This is a genomic window from Bacillus altitudinis (assembly GCF_001191605.1).
In the GTDB taxonomy this organism is placed as follows: domain Bacteria; phylum Bacillota; class Bacilli; order Bacillales; family Bacillaceae; genus Bacillus; species Bacillus altitudinis.
In genome coordinates this window covers 1,135,778-1,153,777 of sequence record NZ_CP009108.1, presented here as the reverse complement: position 1 = coordinate 1,153,777, position 18,000 = coordinate 1,135,778, and the positions used below count along the sequence as shown (strand labels likewise).

Genomic DNA, 18,000 nt, shown 5'->3' with positions numbered 1-18,000 from the left:
TACACTATATGCGATGAGGCTTGTCACGTTCTACCTTTGATGTGCTCTCTTATGTATGAAAGCAAGCAGCAAATTGCCCTCGCTTATATCATTCGTATAGAACTTTCCTCTTATGACGTTTATTCGAAAAAAAGCAAACCGCTGCTTAGCGATTTGCTTTGATCAATTACTCAATACCCATTTCTTCTTTGACAACAGCCGTAATGCGAGCCACGTATTCATCACACAGCTCTTTTGTTTTCGCCTCTGCCATGACACGTACAAGCGGCTCTGTTCCTGATGGACGAACAAGGATACGTCCGTCACCGTTCATCTCTTTTTCAACCTCTTGGATCACAGCTTTTACTTTTTCATTTTCTTCCACTTTATACTTATCAGATACCTTCACATTCACTAGAAGTTGCGGGAATTTCTCCATTTCAGCTGCAAGCTCTGACAATGTTTTTCCTGTTGCTTTTAGTGTATTCACCAGCATGATCGCAGAAAGCATGCCGTCACCTGTCGTATTATAATCAAGGAAAATCAAGTGGCCTGACTGCTCGCCTCCGACATTATAGCCATCCTTTTTCATCGCCTCGACCACATAGCGGTCACCAACAGCGGTTTGAATGCTCTTAATGCCTTGCTTCTCAAGCGCTTTATAGAAACCTAGGTTACTCATGACCGTTGACACGACCGTGTCATCCTTCAATCGGCCTTCACCCTTTAGATAACGTGCGCATATGTACATAATTTGATCGCCGTCTACAATATCACCTTTTTCATCAACTGCAATTAAGCGGTCGCCATCACCATCAAACGCAAGACCAATATCCGCTCCTTTTTCTTTCACAAAAGCAGAAAGTGCCTCTGGATGAGTAGAACCTACGCCATCGTTGATATTCAATCCGTTTGGTGATGTTCCCATTGTTGACACATCCGCATCTAAATCCGCAAATAAATGTGTCGCAAGAGAAGAGGTTGCACCATGTGCACAGTCAAGCGCTACGTGAATACCTGTGAAATCCTCGTCTGCTGTCTGTTTCAAGAATTGCAAGTATTTCTGACCGCCTTCAAAGTAGTCATTTACTGTTCCAAGGTCCGCTCCAACTGGGCGTGGCAATTGATCGACCGGCTGATCCATCAGCTGCTCGATTTCATTCTCCTGTTCATCTGACAGTTTAAAGCCGTCACCGCCGAAAAATTTAATTCCGTTGTCTTGAACTGGGTTATGCGAAGCTGAAATCATGACACCTGCTTCTGCATCCATTGCCTTCGTTAAATAAGACACACCAGGTGTTGAGATCACACCTAAACGCATGACTTCAGCCCCAATTGAAAGTAAGCCTGCTACGAGTGCTCCTTCTAACATATGACCAGATACACGCGTGTCTCGTCCAACGAGTACCTTTGGACGTTCTTTATCCTTCGTGAGCACATAGCCCCCAAATCTCCCAATTTTAAATGCGAGCTCTGGCGTTAATTCGCTATTAGCCACACCCCTTACACCATCAGTTCCAAAGTACTTGCCCATGTTTCAATCGCTCCTTTTTTACCATTCAAGAGGACGCTGCGTCCTCTTTGTTATCTTCTTTGACCCGCTGTCTTTGACTCGATTCTTTTTTTGCTTTATCTTGTGTTGATTCCTTTTGACTCTTCTCTTCCTGATCATCATCGGATGATTGATCTTTCCGATCATTCGTAGAAGCCGGCTGATCTTCTGTATCAGTAGAAGTCAGTTTCACTTTGACCTTCGATCTAGATAATGTCCATGTCACATTTTGAGGGCCATTCACTTGTACTTTGACCTCATGTGTTCCTTCGTTTAAGTCCCCCACATTGATATAGGCTTCAATATCTGAAGCCTTTAGTTTATCAATTGCACTCTTTGAACCTTTTGCTGTTAGTGTGAGACGCCCAGAAGACGGACTCACAAAAGCAGAGCTAAGATCCTTGCTCAGACCCACGACAGAAATTGGGACATTATCGATCTTTTTTTCTTCAGCTGTTGCAACCTTCACTTTGATCTTAACAGTTTCAGGCGATACCTTTTTCACACCATCTGGCAGTGGAATGTCGGCATCAATCTCTGTATCATCTTTAATCTTGCTTAGGTCGAGCTTAACTCCGTCAATAAAATCAAGTGCATCCAGCACCTTTTGAGAACCGTAAACTGTAACCTCACTTGGGCTTGTCTCAATGCTTGAGATACTGATCCCATCTGGCAAGTTGCCCGTCCGCTCAATCTTAAACGGAACTTTCTTGCTTGGACTCGTAATAGGGACCGTAATATCTACCACAGACGGACTCACTTCGACCGGCAGCTCATTCCCACTGCTATCATACACAGTGAGCTTCGCTTCTTTCTCAATTTGCTGATCGACATCCTCTAAGTTCACAAATGCTTTAATGACAGAAATTTTGTCGATCACGTCTTTTGAGCCAGTAACCGTGACATTTTTCGGATTCACAATAGGCTGCTCTGGTGAATAGCCGTCTTTGATTTTATTTTGATTATAAAATTCCGTTTCAACAGGGAATTCAGCTGTCGTTTTTTCTTGTATCGTCACAGTCGTCACAGACGGATTAATCGTTAACGTGATTCCTTTCGATACATCTCTTGCCTTCAATTCGACTTTATGTGTACCTGTCGTCAGGTTTTGCATATCTGCGTAAATTTCAAAATTTTTCGTTTGTCTTGCTGTTTTCACAGCACTAGTTGATCCTTTAATCGTGACATTGACTGTCTGCGGCACACCAGTGACTACATACTTTTCGTCATCATAATACGCTTTAACAGGAATGTCCGTTAAGGTTGCTTCGTCTGTTGTCGATGTTGGGAAAAAGGATTCACCGATTTTTTTCGGCGTGGGCGCTTGCGCTGAATTGACTGCACCATACAGCAATAAAGCGAAGACCAATGCAAGAAACTTAACGGCCCAGCGATTATTCAAAATCTTATCCATTTTTCTTGCCCCTCCAATACCATTTGGTCGAGGAAGCATCTTTGCTGTTCTTACTAAACTCAGCAATCAGCATTTCTTCAAGCGCTTCTTCTGTCAATTCTCGATGGAGATCACCATTTCTTGCGACACTAATGCCGCCTGTCTCCTCGGAGACAATGACGGTTAAACTGTCCGTTACTTCACTAATACCAACTGCCGCGCGGTGACGTGTACCGAGCTCCTTAGAGATAAAAGGACTTTCAGACAGCGGTAAATAACACGCTGCAGCTGCAATCTCATCACGCTTCATAATCACAGCGCCGTCATGAAGCGGTGTATTCGGAATGAAGATATTAATCAGCAGCTCAGAACTGACCTTTGCATTTAAAGGAATTCCGGTCTCTATGTAATCATTCATTCCAGTATCGCGCTCAATCGTTAACAGCGCGCCTATTCTTCGTTTTGCCATATAGTTAATTGCTTTTGTAATTGCCTCGATCGTTTTCTGCTGCTGTTCCTCTACAGGTGTTCCGCTTCTAGAGAAGAAACGGCCGCGCCCAAGCTGCTCAAGCGCTCTCCTTAGCTCTGGCTGAAAAATAATAATGATCGCAAGGAACCCCCACGTAATCGCTTGATCCATCAGCCATTGAAGTGTGTTAAGACCGAGATACGCACTTCCCATCCTGACGAGAACAATGACGACAATTCCCTTTAAAAGCTGAACCGCTTTTGTTCCGCGGATGACCATCATTAATTTATATATCACATACCAAACAACGAGAATATCAACAGCATTACCGAGGTACTGCAAAAAAGGAATATCCCCTAAAGCCATTTCCTCGTCCTCCAGAATTTTCAGTTATTCTTCGTTCGATTTATTTTTTATAAAAAAAGAGCCTATGTGTAAGTACATAGCGTGGCTATTATACCACATTTTGTTTCAGCAAGGAAAATAGTTGCCATATCTGGCTGGCATTCAAGTCTGTCCATCAATAGAAAAAGAGCAGTCCCCTTAGAGACTGCTCTCAAACTGTTTGATTTACTTTTGCTCCTCTGGACCAATGACCCGCATCACATCTTGTGCTGTAGATTTCATTTTGTACCAAACCCAATCAAACACTTCATTAATTTCATTGATTTGACCAGTGACTTGTCCGGCAGAAGCAGTCAGCTGTTCTCCATTGACGACTGTTACGTTCCCATCAACCTTGCCTTCTACAATCAGCTTGCCATTTTTCACAGTGACATCACCTTTGACGGTTTCCCCTTTAGGTACCGTCACTGTATCATTTTCAACCACGAGATTCGGCTGCTTTGACACACTGAAATTATGATCCGTATTCCAGCTTGTAAACAGACTGCCTCCCATCAATATGACAAAGAGGGCAGCGGCGACCATTAGCGGATGAGCTTTGATCCATCTTTGAATCGACACACGCTTTTTCTCCTTTGGAAGACCTGCCATCACCTTTGCAGTGAAATCAGATGGTGCTTCTATATGAGATGTACTCTGCACGAGCGCGATGGATTTCTCAATTTGTTGAAAATGAGTACGGCATTCCTCACACGATTGCAGATGGCTCTTTAATTCTTTTTCATCTTCGGGCTCTATGTCCCCGTCTAAATACTGATGCATAAGCAGGACGATTTTTTCCTGACAGCTCATCAAAATCACCTCACTCAAAGGTCTCTCAACTGTTTCCGGAGAGCCTCTCTACCCCTGTGTATTCTCGTTTTCACCGTACCAACTGGTATATTCAGAATCTCACTAATTTCTTTTAACGAGAGTTCATCAATATACTTTAATACGATGACCGAGCGATATTTATCGGGTAATCTTAAAATTTTTTGCTGAATGGTGCTCGATAATTCAAGCGACACCACCTCGTCCTCTGGCAAAATGCCGTCAGCCGCAATTTGAGAATACATATTCAGTCCTTCTGTCCCTGCCACCTCTGCATCTAAATAATAATCCGGCTTTTTTTTACGAATACGGTCGATGGTCAGGTTGGTTGCAATGCGGTACAGCCACGTGGAAAACTTACGATTCACATCAAAGCTCTCAATATTCACATAGGCACGAATAAACGCCTCCTGCGCAATATCTTCTGCTTCATGTGCATTCCCAAGCATACGATAGCACAGCTGATAAATTTTGTCTTTATACAGGTCTACGATGTCTGCAAATGCGTTCTGGTCGCCTTTTTTCACTTGCTTAATTCTCTTTTTAATCATTGTTTCCATAGTATATTCAACCTCTGCCTTCACCGGTCTTTATGTATACGAACCTCGTTCCAAAAGGTTTCATTCTCCTCTAAAAAATAGTGTAACAAATTTTTGACAGCATGTTACGCTTATCAGCCGGTAAAAACCTTAACATATCCTTAAATTTCCCCAAAATTAAAAAAAGAACGGGAACAAGTCCCGCTCTATAATAGCTTTTCACCCATTAAAGAACCAATTAATGCAACTGCCGCTTCTGCTGTTTTATTTTTCTCATCTAATACCGGATTCACCTCAACAAACTCAGCAGATGTCAAAATCCCTGCTTCCTCTAAAAGCTCCATTGCAAGATGACTCTCTCTATAACTGAGGCCGCCAGCAACCGGCGTTCCCACGCCAGGGCACTCCGCTGGATCAAGGCCGTCTAAATCAAGCGACAAATGAACACCATCTGTTCTTTCTTTTAAATACGCAATGGCTTCCTCCATTACTCTCGTCATCCCTAATCGATCAATTTCATGCATCGTATACACTTTAATGCCTTTTTCTCTAATCAATGCCCGCTCTCCTTCATCTAAAGAACGAGCACCAATCAAGATCACATTCTCAGGCTTTACTTTTGGCGCATAACCGCCAATATTCGTTAGATCAGCATGCCCAAGACCGAGACTGACAGCAAGTGGCATCCCATGAATATTCCCAGAAGGAGAGGTTTCCTCTGTATTTAAATCACCGTGTGCATCATACCAAATGACACCCAAATTTTCATAATGCTTGGCTACACCGGCTAGTGTACCAATTGCAATGCTATGATCCCCGCCTAAAATCAGCGGAAACGAACCGGACTGCACAATACTGCTAACCTTTTCAGCAAGAAGCTGGTTTGCGCCAGCATTCTCCGTTAAGTTTTTCAGTTTTTCACTTGTATAGAGACCTTTCTCATCATCTCTTTGCTCAACGGGAATATCCCCTAAATCCTCGACATTAAATGAAAGCGATTCCAATTTTTCTTTTACACCAGCACAGCGAATGGCACTCGGCCCCATATCGACGCCCCTTCTCATTTGACCGAGATCCATCGGCACCCCAACAATCGTGACCTTCTTTTGATCTCCCATATGTACATCCCCTTTCCGTTCATGCTTATATTTTACTTTCTCGGTGCCTTCTGACTCAACTCAACAATATTTTGAATAGTTATACATTCCAATCGTCAAAATAAAAAAAAGACACCTTTTTAAAAAAGGTGTCTTAACTGGGCTAGCTGGATTCGAACCAACGCATGACGGAGTCAAAGTCCGTTGCCTTACCGCTTGGCTATAGCCCAAAAATGGTGGAGGGGGGCGGATTCGAACCGCCGAACCCGGAGGGAGCGGATTTACAGTCCGCCGCGTTTAGCCACTTCGCTACCCCTCCACATATGGAATTGATAAAAGAAAAACAGTGCCGGCAAGAGGACTTGAACCCCCAACCTACTGATTACAAGTCAGTTGCTCTACCAGTTGAGCTACACCGGCATATGGTGGAGGATGACGGGCTCGAACCGCCGACCCTCTGCTTGTAAGGCAGATGCTCTCCCAGCTGAGCTAATCCTCCACATCATGGTGACCCGTACGGGATTCGAACCCGTGTTACCGCCGTGAAAGGGCGGTGTCTTAACCGCTTGACCAACGGGCCAGTTTGTCAAGTTTACTGTTTCCGTGAAGCTGACAAAAGTTATTATATACAGGTTGTCCCCCTTTTGTAAAGGGGATTTTTATTTTTTTTATTTTCTAACTATTCAACCCTCATCAGCACAACATTTTGACTGAAATATAATTTCAGTATTTAAATATAATATTGAAATTTCATGTCATACTCAATATACTGAAAATGAAGAAATAAGGAGGTATGTCACATGCAGCCATCTCAACTGCGTTCTTTGACAACAGAATCAAGAAACCCTAACACCATGGGAATTTCACAAGCAAGCCCGATAGAAATGCTCCAAATGATAAATGAGGAAGATATGAAGGTCGCTCAAGCCGTCAACCGTGTCCTTCCAGACGTAAAGACAGCAAGTGACTTTGCCTTTGCATCCATCTCGAATGGAGGCAGACTCATTTATCTAGGCGCTGGAACTAGCGGCAGAATTGGGGTAATGGATGCGGTCGAATGTCCACCTACCTATAGCATTTCACCTGATGTCATCGTAGGCATCATGGCCGGTGGCGACTCTGCCTTTTCACATGCAGCAGAAGATGTGGAAGACAGTGAAGAAGCTGGTCAAAAAGATTTAGAACACATCCACCTGACATCAAAAGATACGGTTGTCGGCATCGCGGCGAGCGGTAGAACACCCTATATCATTGGCGCTTTAAACTATGCTAGAACCATTGGAGCAAAAACAGTAGCCCTCAGCTGCAATGAACAAGCAGAGATTAGCGAACTAGCAGACTGCGCCATTGAAGTCGTCGTAGGACCAGAAGCCATCACTGGGTCAACACGAATGAAAGCCGCATCCGCTCATAAAATGATTTTAAATATGCTTTCCACCTCTGTCATGATCAGACAAGGCAAAGTATATGAAAACCTGATGGTAGATGTAAAAGTAAGCAATCATAAACTAAAAGAACGCGCCATCACCATCATTCAGCATATGACCAATGCTCCCTACGAACAAGCCGTAAAAGCCCTTGAAGCAGCCGATTTAGAAGTTAAAACAGCCATCGTCATGCTCCAAACCAAAACAGATAAAAAGACAGCCAAAGACCTGCTCAACAAAGCAGATGGTCACATCGACAAAGCCATCTTACGTCATCAATCTTAAAGGAGGAAACTCATGTCAGCAGGCGGACTCACCTTACTACACACAATGAAATCAAAGCTTCCCCAATCTGAAAAAATCATTGCAGACTATATCCTTGCCCATCCTGACAAACTCATTAAAAGCACAGTGCATGAAATCAGTCAGGCTGCCGGTGCAAGCAGCTCTGCCGTCATCCGTCTCTGTAAGTCTCTCGGTCTGGATGGCTATCACGATTTGAAAATGCGGATCGCTGGAGACTTAATGCACACTGATAAACAAGGCTACCGGGATATCGAACAAGATGAACCACTTCAATCCATTATTCAAAAGACAGCAGGAAACACCATTCAATCGATCAAAGATACAGCCTCTATTTTAAATGTAGAAGCTTTAGAAAAAGCTGTGCAACTGCTGCTGAATGCAAACCAAATCCATTTTATCGGTGTGGGTGCATCTGGCATCGTCGCAGCTGATGCCCAGCAGAAATTTCTCAGAATCAATTATGCAGCCACCGCCTTCACTGACATGCACATCGCATCTACGGTCATCGCAAATGCTGGAAAGAATGACATTGTGTTCGGTATATCCTTCTCAGGAGAAACATTAGACATCATCCAAGCGCTTCAGCTCGCCAAAGAAAATGAAGTAAAAACCATTGCTTTAACGCACCCAGGTCATACAAGCGTTTCTGCATTGTGTGATGTCCATCTATCAACGTCCGGTTCCAATGAAGCACCTTTTCGCAGTGCTGCCACTTCCTCTAGAATGGCACAGCTCTATTTAATCGATGTCTTGTTCCTCAGTTTAGCCTCCCGTCAATATGAACAGACAGCACAATATATTGACAAAACAAGACATGCCATCCGCTCCATGAAACGAAAAACAAAGGGGGATTCAACATGAGTCATCAAAAAAAATATCAGCAGTTGGCGAAAGAAATCCTTTCACTCTGTGGTGGTTCTGAAAACATCTCTTCCCACACACATTGTATGACACGTCTCCGAATTACACCCATTGATCGTGAAAAAGTGCAAACCACCGCGATCAAAGAACTCGATGGCGTCATTGGCGTCGTCGAAGCGGAAACACTGCAAATCATTTTAGGCACAGGTGTTGTCAACCAAGTATCAAGTGCGTTTGAACAGCTGCTCAACGCCTCAGGTTCATATGACTTAAACAACGAAGCACAGAAAAACAAACAAGCCATTTCACAAAAGAACCGCACACCATTCAAGCTGTTCTTACGGCGGATCGCCAGCATTTTCATTCCCATTATTCCAGCACTCGTTGCATCGGGTCTTATAACGGGTATTACAAAAGCGGTCGTGCAAGCAGGCTGGCTCGATGAAAAATCTCAAGCTGCGATTATCCTAACCGTTATAGGCTCAGGCTTGTTTGCTTATCTCGGTATATTAGTAGGAACAAACGCCGCAAAAGAATTTGGTGGCTCTCCTGCATTAGGCGCATTAGCAGGTATTCTCATCATTAACCCAGCTGCCGCTGATATTATGTTATTTGGCACTAATATTCTACCAGGCAGAGGCGGACTCATCGGTGTTCTTCTTGCAGCTATTTTTATGGCACTTGTTGAGACACGGATCAGACGCTTCGTCCCGCAATCACTCGATATCATCGTCACACCAACCATCACACTACTCATTACAGGCATTTTCACGTACGTTATCTTCATGCCAGTCGGCGGATTTATATCTGATGCCATCACCTCTGGACTTACTTATCTATTAAACATTGGCGGTATTTTTGCCGGATTTGTTCTTGGTGCGACCTTCCTTCCTCTTGTTGTCACTGGACTTCACCAAGGCCTAACACCTATTCATATGGAACTGATTAATTCAATTGGAGATGACCCGCTTCTGCCAATCCTCGCTATGGGAGGCGCAGGACAGGTCGGTGCTGCCTTTGCCATTTATATGAAAACAAAAAAGAAAAAGCTGAAAAGAGCCATTGCAGGCGGACTTCCTTCAGGAATGCTTGGAATTGGAGAACCGCTCATTTTCGGTGTCACACTCCCGCTCGGAAGACCCTTCCTCACCGCTTGTCTCGGCGCTGGAATCGGCGGAGCATTTCAAGCCTATTTCCAAATCGCCACTAAAGCAATCGGGGTATCAGGTCTCCCATTAACCTTTATCGTTCACACACATCAAATGCTACTTTACTTAATAGGACTCTTTATTGCATATGTCGCTGGATTTATCTTCACATACTTATTTGGATTTCATGATGATATGGCTGTTGAATTCGAGGAAAATAAGCAATAGGAGGTCTAGCTCTTGAAGAAATATTTTCTCATCATCACAAGTCTGTTCATGCTCCTTGGGTTACCAGTACAAACATTTGCAACTAGCTCCCATCCTGTATCGTCTTTGTCTAAAACAGCACCTGAAGAATATCCCGTCTTAAAAAAAGCAAAACGACCGGAACAAGTAGGTTTTTCTTCTAGGCAGCTTAGGAAGGTTGATCACATGATTCAAAACGATATCAAAGCAGGATTTCCAGGGGCAGCACTCATCATTATCAAGGATGGTCAGATCGTCCATCAAAAAGCTTATGGCTACAGACAAAAATATAAAGGGACAACAGAACTCAAATTCTATAAGAAAATGAAAAAGAACACACTGTTCGATTTGGCATCCAATACAAAAATGTATGCCACCAACTATGCCCTGCAAAAGCTAGTATATGAACAAAAACTAGATGTAAATGAAAAAATACAAACCATCCTGCCTGACTTTCAAGATGAACCAGATGCAAAGGTAACCGGCAAAGATCAGCTTCGAGTCAAGGATCTTCTCACCCATTCTGCCGGACTTCCTTCCAGTGTTTTATTTTATAGCAAAGAGCAAGCGGGCTCTTTTTTCTCCCAAGAGAGACAAACAACCATGAAATGGCTGCCAAAGGTGCCTCTGCAATACAAGCCAGGCACTCAGCATATTTATAGTGATATTGATTACATGCTGTTAGGCATGATCATCGAGAAAAAAACCGGTATGCCACTTGATCAATATGTAGAGTCGACGATTTATCGACCGCTTGGTCTAAAACATACCATGTTCAATCCGCTGAAAAAGGGGTTCAAGCCAAAGCATTTTGCAGCAACCGAACGTCTAGGCAATACAAGAGATGGAGTCATTGATTTTGAAAACATTCGCAGGTATACCTTGCTAGGTGAAGTCCATGATGAGAAAGCCTATTACTCAATGGCAGGTGTCTCCGGACATGCTGGACTTTTCTCTAATACATCAGATATGGCCGTACTGCTTCAGCTGATGCTCAATAAAGGAGGCTATGGAAAAACAACCATCTTTGACCAAGCTTCTATCGATCTCTTTACGGAATCATCAGACACGAACCCAACTTACGGGCTAGGCTGGCGGAAAAACGGCAATACTGACATGGAATGGATGTTTGGGAAGTACGCAAGTAAAGAAGCGTATGGACACACAGGCTGGACCGGAACGATGACATTGATTGATCCAAAACACAATCTAGGCGTCGTCTTGCTGACAAATAAAAAACATTCACCCGTCATTTCACCTGAAGTCAACCCAAATCAATTTGAAGGTGACCTTTTCCCAACTGGTACTTATGGAAGCATCATGACCGCAATCTACGAATCTTTTAAGTAAAAGGAGGAATTCGATGTTAAAAGCTCTGTTCCCCGCTGCACTCGTTTTGGCCCTGCTCACCTCTTCCATTCCAACGGAAAAGGTGAGCTCCGCCCCTCTCCCAACTGCCAAACAAATGGTTCAAGACATGTCCTTGGATGAAAAAATCGGTCAAATGCTCATGCCAGACTTTCGCAATTGGCAAGCAGAAGGTGCATCCGCTCCTACAGGCTTCACAAAAATGAATAAAGAAGTCTCTCACCTTGTAGAGAAATATCATTTAGGCGGTGTCATCTTATTTGCAGAAAATGTCGTTGATACGAAACAAACCGTCAAACTCACACATGAATTTCAACAAGCATCACCCAACATTCCTTTACTCATTTCCATTGATCAAGAAGGCGGAATCGTCACAAGACTACAAAAGGGAACACATTTCCCAGGAAATATGTCGATTGGTGCCTCTAGAAGTAAGAAAAATGCATATGACACAGGAAAAATCATCGGCAAAGAATTAAACGCTCTAGGTATCAATACAAACTTCTCTCCTGTTCTTGATGTGAATAATAACCCGAATAACCCCGTCATTGGTGTCCGTTCCTTTAGCTCTGACCCTGCACTAGTCACGCGACTTGGTCTTCAAACCATGAAAGGACTTCAAAAGGAAAAGACCATTTCCACATTAAAGCATTTCCCGGGACATGGTGATACAGCTGTTGATAGTCACTACGGTCTTCCGCTTGTAGAACATGATCTAGATCGTCTTAAAAAGGTGGAGCTGTATCCATTTCAACAAGCAATCAACGCAGGGGCAGATATGGTCATGACCGCTCATGTTCAATTCCCAGCCATTGATGACACAACGTATAAAAGTAAAAAAGATGGCGAGGACATTATGGTTCCAGCAACCTTATCAAAAAAAGTCATCACAAACTTATTAAAAGAAGACATGGGCTTTCAAGGAGTGGTTGTAACAGACGCCCTCAATATGAAAGCGATTGCAGATAACTTCGGACAGGAAGAAGCTGTGGTAATGGCTATTAAAGCAGGCGTCGACATTGCCCTCATGCCAGCACCTGTCACATCCTTAAAGACAGAAAAAAACCTAGAGAATGTGTTCAATGCTTTAAAAAGAGCAGTTCTCGCAAACGAAATTCCAATGTCCCAGATCAATCAATCTGTCGAAAAAATCCTTCAATTAAAGATCAAACGCGGCATCATTTCCGCCAATAAATCAGTAAGCCTTGAGAAGAAAATCAAAAAAGCCACACAGCTCGTTGGTCAAAAGTCGCACCGAAAAGCAGAACAAGAAATGGCACGTGAAGGAATCACTCTACTCAAAAACAACGACAAAACCTTGCCTTTTAAGCCTAAAAAGAATGACAAAATCGTACTCATGGCACCATACGAAGATCAAACAAAAGCAATGTCCGTCACAATTGAATCTCTGATCAAACAGAAAAAGATCAAACCTGTGCGTATCCAATCATACGCATTTGCAGATAAGAGCTTCTCCAAAGAAACAGCCAAACTCATTCAAGATGCTGACTATGTCATTACCGGCTCTTACGTTGTCCAAAATGACCCGGCTGTGAATGATGGCGTCATTGATGACGGTGTACAGGATCCGAAAAAATGGGCAACGGCCTTCCCTCGTGCTGTCATGAATGAAGCAGCAGCACAAAACAAAAAATTGGTCATCATGAGTCTTAGAAACCCATATGATGCTGCAAATTTCGAGGAAGCCGACGCCTTACTAGCTGTGTACGGTTTTAAAGGCTACTCAAATGGACAATTCAATCAACCGAATATTCCTGCGGGACTAGAAGTGATTTTTGGAGCGGCCTCACCTAAAGGGAAATTGCCCGTCGCTATCCCATCAGTCACTCATCCTAATCAAACCCTTTACCCATTTGGCTATGGACTCAATTTAAAAGGCAAACAGATCAAATAGGAGGGATTCTCTTGAAAAAGACAGCAAGCTTGATACTCGCTAGCATTCTCATGATCAGCACATTGACCGCCGCCTCCCCCGCAGATTCAGAACGAACAGATACAAAAGGAAAAAAAGCAACAGTCAAAACAGGTATCGAAACATTACTCTCAAGTAACCTCTCTTGGCTTAAAGGGAAAAAAGTAGGGCTTATTACGAATCCTACAGGCATTGATGCAAACATGAAAAGCAGTGTCGATCTGCTATTTGAACACCCCGATATTAAACTGACTGCCTTGTATGGGCCTGAACATGGCGTCCGTGGTGATGCACAAGCAGGAGAAGGCGTCGAATCGTATACTGACGAAAAAACAGGCCTGCCTGTTTACTCTCTTTATGGAAAAACAAGAAAGCCAACTCCTGAAATGCTCAAAAATGTAGATGTCCTGCTATTTGATATTCAAGACGTTGGTGCTCGTTATTACACCTATATTTACACGATGGCGTATGCAATGGAAGCGGCTAAGGAAAACAATATTCCATTTGTTGTCTTAGATCGTCCAAACCCAATAGGCGGACTAAAAGTAGAAGGACCCGTATTAGAGCCAGAACACGCCTCATTTGTAGGTCTCTATCCCATCCCATTAAGACATGGGATGACAACTGGAGAACTTGCATACATGTTTAACAAAGAGTTTCATATCAACGCTGATGTAAAAGTGATCAAAATGAAACATTGGAAACGATCCATGACGTTCGATGACACGAAGCTACCGTTCGTCCTCCCTTCACCTAACATGCCGACCGTTGATAGTACCTTTGTTTACCCAGCAACAGGATTAATCGAAGGCACAAACGTTTCTGAAGGCAGAGGAACGACAAAACCGTTCGAACTCATTGGCGCTCCATATATCAATAGCAATGAGCTAGCAGATCATTTAAATGGGTTAAAACTAAAAGGCGTTCAATTTAGACCTGTCTCATTTACCCCTACCTTTTCAAAACATGCCGGGACTTTGTCTCACGGGGTACAGCTTTATGTCACAGACCGAAAATCATTCGAAGCAGTCAAAACAGGTCTATCCATTATCAAAGCAATACACGACTTGTATCCTAATGACTTTCAATTCCTACAAACAGGCAGCTTTGATAAACTCATCGGGAATAGCTGGATCAAAGAAGAAATCAATAAAGGCACTTCCATCAAACACATCATGAAACAATACCACCATGACCTGAAAACATTCGAAAAGAAACGGAAAAAATCTCTCATCTATTAATCGTAAAAAAAGCCTCCACCTTAAAGGATGGAGGCTTTTTCATGATAAAGACTTAATCACAGCAGGTTCTTTCAGCTCAAAACGATGAAGTAAAAAGCCAAACAAGGCTGCAAGTACTTGCTGAAACAGCATGCCAATCACGACAGGGACAGCAACAGCAGGCGGGAAAAAGCTAATGGCAAGCACCGCACCCGCGCTAATGTTCCGCATACCGCCCGTATACACAATCGCCACAATTTCTCCTTGAGTACATTTCATCGCCTTCCCAATGAACCACGCAAAAGCATATCCACTCATTGCAATGAAAAACACAATGGCTGCTTTACTAAAAAACGCACCATCCAGTTCACGTAAATAGGGAGCAACAACAGAACTATTGATCGAGACCACAACAAACAAGCCTATTTTTGAAAAAGGAGACAAGGTCTGACTGATCTTTTTCGTTACCGCTGGCTTTGCATATTGATGTACGAGCATCCCTAATATAGATGGAAGCACCACCATACCAAACAGCCCCTTCATGATGGCCGCCATGTCCATATGGACCTGTGAACCGACGAGAAGTGACAGACTGGCAGGTACAATAAATGGCGACAGCAGTGTATCAATTAAAATAATGGATAACGTTAATCCCACATTCCCTTTATACATCGCTGCCCATATTAAACTAGAAACGCCTGTTGGGATCACCATGGCAAGTGTCAAACCGGTGATCGTCATGGAGTCACCCGCAAAGATCAAATGTCCCGATGTCCAAGCATAAAGAGGCATCAGCACATGCAAAATCAAAAACGTTAAAATCAAAGGCAATGGATGCATCACTGTATGCTTTAAAGCTGAAAAGGTAGCAGACAGGCTTCCTGCAAATGTCATCACGGCAAACACCCATGGCACCAAAAAGGTCAAATCTTTTAAATACGCCGCCAATAATACACCAAGTAGCACGCTGACAGGCGTAATGAGCGGCATCATCCGGCCGAGCACCTGATTCAAACGGACAAGCATGCCGGCCACCTCCATCCTTCACTTTCTTCCTTGTTTTATTGTAACAAAAAGAAAAGTCTTTTAAGATCCAATCACTTGTTTCATAAGCTTTTGACTAGACGTATCCATTCCAACTACGTCCACCTCTACACCAGCTATACGATATTTTTCCTTCACACGTTCAATCGCGGCCACACCTGATTCGTCCCATATACGCGCTTCAGACAAATCAATGACAACAGCTTGGAGATCTTTTTTCTGATCGAACGCTTGGATGAAATCAGTCACAGAAGCAAAGAAAATTTGGCCTTTTATTCGATAAATCCAAGTCCCTGCTTGGCTTTCTGTAGACGTAATATGAAGCTTCGATATTTTTGCTACAAAGAATACCGCACTAAGAAGAACACCTGCAAAAACACCCTTTGATAAATCATGAGTGAACACCACCGTCACGACCGTGACAAGCATCACAAGAGAATCTGTTTTTGGGTTCTTTTTCAGCTGCTGGAATGAACTCCAATCAAATGTACCAATAGAAACCATGATCATGACAGCCACAAGAGCAGCCATCGGAATTTGAACAACCACATCACCGAGCACAAAAATCAATACCATTAAAAATGCACCAGCCACAAAGGTAGAAAGCCGACCTCGTCCCCCTGCCTTTGTATTAATCACAGATTGACCAATCATCGCACAGCCAGCCATACCGCCAAAAAATCCTGCCACCACATTGGCAATTCCTTGGCCTCTCGCTTCCTTATTTTTACGACTAGACGTTTCCGTCATATCATCTACAATTTGTGCTGTTAATAAAGATTCAAGTAAACCAACCATTGCAAGTGCTAAGGAATAAGGAAAAATGATAGCAAGTGTTTCCCAGCTAAACGGTACATTGGGAATAAGAAAAGTTGGCAAAGAGCTAGGCAGCTCTCCCATGTCTCCAACCGTTCTGACATCAATATGCCCAAATACAGCAATCATCGTCATCACAATAATTGCAATAAGTGGAGAGGGAATAACTTTTGTGACCATCGGCAATACATAAATGATGAACAATGCTCCACCTGTCATGATATACATAGCCATGGATTCCCCAACGAAATGCGGCAGCTGTGCCATGAAGATCATAATTGCCAACGCATTGACAAAACCAACCATCACAGACCTCGGAATAAATTTCATCAGACGAGAAACACGGCACATTCCAAACACAATTTGAATCAAGCCTGTTAAAATCGTAGCTGCGAACAAATACTGCAATCCATGATCTGCAATCAAATTGACCATGACCAGCGCCATAGCACCAGTAGCGGCAGAGATCATACCTGGCCGTCCACCAACAAACGAAATCACAATCGCAATACAAAACGAAGCATACAAACCGACCTTAGGATCAACGCCCGCAATAATCGAAAACGCAATCGCTTCAGGAATCAAAGCCAAGGCCACTAAAATACCCGCCAGCACATCCTGACGCACATGTCCAAACCATTCTTGCTTTACAAATAAATCTTTCAAACCATCTACTCCTTTTTATATACATACCGCACAAGGAAAAAGAAGGCGAATAAAACCCGGAGATACAGAAAGGAAAAAACAATAACCATTCAATTTCGGGGAAAAAGAGGAACGTACAGAGTCTTTTGTAAGAGAGGAAGTCATCACTTTAGTAAGGATAAAAAAAAATACGCCGAAGAATCAAGAACAAATAGAAGGAGTATGTAGAAAGCTAAGGCAAAGCTTCCATCAAAATCGCTCGATTCATTTTCTAGTTTAATAAGCCGAACCAAGATCAATAAACGTTAAATATATATTTTAAAACAAACAAAAAAAGCCTTCTCATCAACGAGAAACCTTAACATTTACCATTATCATATAGAGGAAAGCTTCCAAGCGGGCTCGAACCGCTGACCTCTTCCTTACCATGGAAGTGCTCTACCTACTGAGCTATGGAAGCATGGCTCCGCAGGTAGGACTCGAACCTACGACCGATCGGTTAACAGCCGATAGCTCTACCACTGAGCTACTGCGGAATGGATAAAGTAACTTCTTCCATTGGAAGGATATAAACAAAAAGCTTGGCGGCGTCCTACTCTCACAGGGGGAAACCCCCAACTACCATCGGCGCTGAAGAGCTTAACTTCCGTGTTCGGTATGGGAACGGGTGTGACCTCTTCGCTATCGCCACCAAACCTGATGGAGAGAATGTTCTCTCAAAACTAGATAACAATGTTCATTT

The 18,000-nt window shown here is 43.2% G+C and carries 14 protein-coding genes, 7 tRNA genes and 1 rRNA gene; 6 read left to right on the top strand and 16 right to left on the bottom strand.

What is annotated here, in order from left to right:
• Positions 1 to 166: 166 nt before the first annotated feature.
• The 11 genes from glmM to ID12_RS05850 form a co-directional block, all read right to left on the bottom strand.
• On the bottom strand, positions 167 to 1,513 hold the full coding sequence (gene glmM / locus ID12_RS05900; protein WP_008360584.1) for a phosphoglucosamine mutase: 1,347 nt from the start codon (positions 1,511 to 1,513) through the stop codon (positions 167 to 169).
• Between the two features lie 25 nt (positions 1,514 to 1,538).
• A complete protein-coding gene (locus tag ID12_RS05895) occupies positions 1,539 to 2,945 on the bottom strand; it encodes a CdaR family protein (RefSeq protein WP_025206631.1) in 1,407 nt (468 codons plus the stop codon).
• Entirely contained in the window at positions 2,938 to 3,759 is an 822-nt protein-coding gene (cdaA, locus tag ID12_RS05890; protein ID WP_008344027.1) for a diadenylate cyclase CdaA, read from the bottom strand. The genes ID12_RS05895 and cdaA overlap by 8 nt, the downstream gene beginning before the upstream one ends.
• A gap of 204 nt (positions 3,760 to 3,963) precedes the next feature.
• Positions 3,964 to 4,590 (bottom strand): anti-sigma-W factor RsiW, encoded by a 627-nt coding sequence (gene rsiW / locus ID12_RS05885; protein WP_008344028.1) that lies wholly within the window; start codon positions 4,588 to 4,590, stop codon positions 3,964 to 3,966.
• Positions 4,591 to 4,604: 14 nt separating this feature from the next.
• On the bottom strand, positions 4,605 to 5,168 hold the full coding sequence (gene sigW, locus ID12_RS05880) for an RNA polymerase sigma factor SigW (RefSeq protein WP_007498553.1): 564 nt from the start codon (positions 5,166 to 5,168) through the stop codon (positions 4,605 to 4,607).
• 185 nt (positions 5,169 to 5,353) lie between these two features.
• Positions 5,354 to 6,265 carry an arginase gene (gene rocF / locus ID12_RS05875; RefSeq protein WP_050826852.1) on the bottom strand — a complete coding sequence of 304 codons (912 nt, stop codon included), beginning with the start codon at positions 6,263 to 6,265 and terminating at the stop codon, positions 5,354 to 5,356.
• A gap of 137 nt (positions 6,266 to 6,402) precedes the next feature.
• Positions 6,403 to 6,474: transfer RNA gene (locus ID12_RS05870), tRNA-Gln, on the bottom strand.
• 4 nt (positions 6,475 to 6,478) lie between these two features.
• Positions 6,479 to 6,563, bottom strand: a tRNA-Tyr gene (locus ID12_RS05865).
• Positions 6,564 to 6,591: 28 nt separating this feature from the next.
• Positions 6,592 to 6,664, bottom strand: a tRNA-Thr gene (locus ID12_RS05860).
• Positions 6,665 to 6,667: 3 nt separating this feature from the next.
• Positions 6,668 to 6,743: transfer RNA gene (locus ID12_RS05855), tRNA-Val, on the bottom strand.
• Positions 6,744 to 6,749: 6 nt separating this feature from the next.
• Positions 6,750 to 6,824, bottom strand: a tRNA-Glu gene (locus tag ID12_RS05850).
• Between the two features lie 220 nt (positions 6,825 to 7,044).
• On the opposite strand from ID12_RS05850, the gene murQ reads away from it, so the two are divergent.
• From murQ to ID12_RS05820, 6 genes are read left to right on the top strand one after another with little or no spacing between them, the layout of a single operon-like run.
• Positions 7,045 to 7,956 (top strand): N-acetylmuramic acid 6-phosphate etherase, encoded by a 912-nt coding sequence (murQ, locus tag ID12_RS05845; RefSeq protein WP_050826851.1) that lies wholly within the window; start codon positions 7,045 to 7,047, stop codon positions 7,954 to 7,956.
• Positions 7,957 to 7,968: 12 nt separating this feature from the next.
• Positions 7,969 to 8,838 (top strand): MurR/RpiR family transcriptional regulator, encoded by an 870-nt coding sequence (locus ID12_RS05840; RefSeq protein ID WP_017366475.1) that lies wholly within the window; start codon positions 7,969 to 7,971, stop codon positions 8,836 to 8,838.
• Complete coding sequence (locus ID12_RS05835; RefSeq protein WP_008344031.1) at positions 8,835 to 10,214, top strand: PTS transporter subunit EIIC; 1,380 nt, start codon at positions 8,835 to 8,837, stop codon at positions 10,212 to 10,214. The genes ID12_RS05840 and ID12_RS05835 overlap by 4 nt, the downstream gene beginning before the upstream one ends.
• A gap of 12 nt (positions 10,215 to 10,226) precedes the next feature.
• The gene (pbp4b, locus tag ID12_RS05830) at positions 10,227 to 11,582 is read left to right on the top strand and encodes a penicillin binding protein PBP4B (protein WP_050826850.1); all 1,356 of its coding nucleotides are present in this window, start codon (positions 10,227 to 10,229) and stop codon (positions 11,580 to 11,582) included.
• A 13-nt stretch (positions 11,583 to 11,595) separates the two neighbouring features.
• Positions 11,596 to 13,515 (top strand): glycoside hydrolase family 3 protein, encoded by a 1,920-nt coding sequence (locus ID12_RS05825; protein WP_050826849.1) that lies wholly within the window; start codon positions 11,596 to 11,598, stop codon positions 13,513 to 13,515.
• A gap of 11 nt (positions 13,516 to 13,526) precedes the next feature.
• A complete protein-coding gene (locus tag ID12_RS05820) occupies positions 13,527 to 14,774 on the top strand; it encodes an exo-beta-N-acetylmuramidase NamZ family protein (protein ID WP_050826848.1) in 1,248 nt (415 codons plus the stop codon).
• Between the two features lie 39 nt (positions 14,775 to 14,813).
• Here the strand turns inward: ID12_RS05820 and ID12_RS05815 are convergent, their stop codons facing one another.
• The 5 genes from ID12_RS05815 to rrf form a co-directional block, all read right to left on the bottom strand.
• The gene (locus ID12_RS05815) at positions 14,814 to 15,779 is read right to left on the bottom strand and encodes a bile acid:sodium symporter family protein (protein ID WP_050827659.1); all 966 of its coding nucleotides are present in this window, start codon (positions 15,777 to 15,779) and stop codon (positions 14,814 to 14,816) included.
• Positions 15,780 to 15,839: 60 nt separating this feature from the next.
• Positions 15,840 to 17,279, bottom strand: coding sequence for a SulP family inorganic anion transporter (locus ID12_RS05810; RefSeq protein ID WP_050826847.1), 1,440 nt, complete (start codon positions 17,277 to 17,279; stop codon positions 15,840 to 15,842).
• Positions 17,280 to 17,645: 366 nt separating this feature from the next.
• Positions 17,646 to 17,718 (bottom strand) — tRNA-Thr (locus ID12_RS05805).
• 1 nt (position 17,719) lies between these two features.
• Positions 17,720 to 17,794, bottom strand: a tRNA-Asn gene (locus tag ID12_RS05800).
• A gap of 43 nt (positions 17,795 to 17,837) precedes the next feature.
• Positions 17,838 to 17,953 (bottom strand): 5S ribosomal RNA (gene rrf / locus ID12_RS05795).
• Between the last annotated feature and the right edge of the window lie 47 nt (positions 17,954 to 18,000).